This window comes from Mycobacterium sp. IS-2888 (assembly GCF_001954215.1).
In the GTDB taxonomy this organism is placed as follows: Bacteria; Actinomycetota; Actinomycetes; order Mycobacteriales; family Mycobacteriaceae; genus Mycobacterium.
This window is the reverse complement of the sequence record NZ_MBET01000075.1, coordinates 1-823: the sequence shown is the minus strand read 5'-3', so window position 1 is coordinate 823 and position 823 is coordinate 1. Positions and strand designations below refer to the sequence as shown.

General features: G+C 65.7%; 2 protein-coding genes. Both read left to right on the top strand.

The genetic code is table 11. The features are described 5' to 3' along the window. Positions 1-660: PE/PPE C-terminal domain-containing protein (locus A5745_RS15370; protein ID WP_175879831.1), on the top strand; the 660-nt coding region annotated here is incomplete at its 5' end. 68 nt (positions 661-728) lie between these two features. Next, the coding region (locus A5745_RS24435; protein ID WP_175879830.1) for a PPE domain-containing protein at positions 729-823 on the top strand (95 nt) is incomplete at its 3' end.

Genomic DNA, 823 nt, shown 5'->3' with positions numbered 1-823 from the left:
CACACCTCCGCCCAAAACGTCGCCGCGGTCACCCCGCAACTGGCCGCGGCCAGCACCGCACCCACCACCCAAGCCACCACCGCGGCCACCACCACGACCGGGCCCTTCACCTGGCTACAAAACCTGCTCACCAACCTCTCCACCCAAGGCCTGCCCACCCCCACCAACAACTGGCTCGGGCTCGTCTCCGCGAACTACGACACGGTGCTGAAACGAATGACGGGCTTGCCCTATCAGTCCAACGGCCTAGCCAGCTTCTTTTCGAGCATTGCGCAGCAAACGTTCAATGGACCGGTGGGAACGACGGCCGGCGCGCAAGGTGCGTTCTTTCCGACACCGCAGTTTGCGGCGTTGGGCGCGGGCGGGTGGACTTTCCACCCGGCCGCCGTACCCACGGCAAGCCTGTCCTCGGCCACCAAAATCGGCGGACTGTCGGTCCCGCAAAGCTGGGCCAGCGCCGCCGGCGCCGAAGAACAAACCGCCACCAAACTCGTCAGCACCCAGCTACTCAACCCCGACGGCGCCAACGCCGCCGGAACCAACGCCGCCATGCGCGGCGTCCCCCTCGTCGGCGGACGCGGCGCCCAACGCAGCGGCAACCTCGGCGTGCGCTACGGCTTCCGCTACAACGTACTCACCCGACCACCATCGGCAGGATAAAGAAATGCCCGCTACTAGCAACCACATCCCGAAGGCCTTGCGCCGGAAGGTCATTGAGGAGGAATCACATGTCGATTGATTTTGGTGCGTTGCCGCCGGAGGTTAATTCTGCGCGGTTGTATGCCGGTGCGGGGTCGACGTCGTTGACGACGGCGGCGTCGGC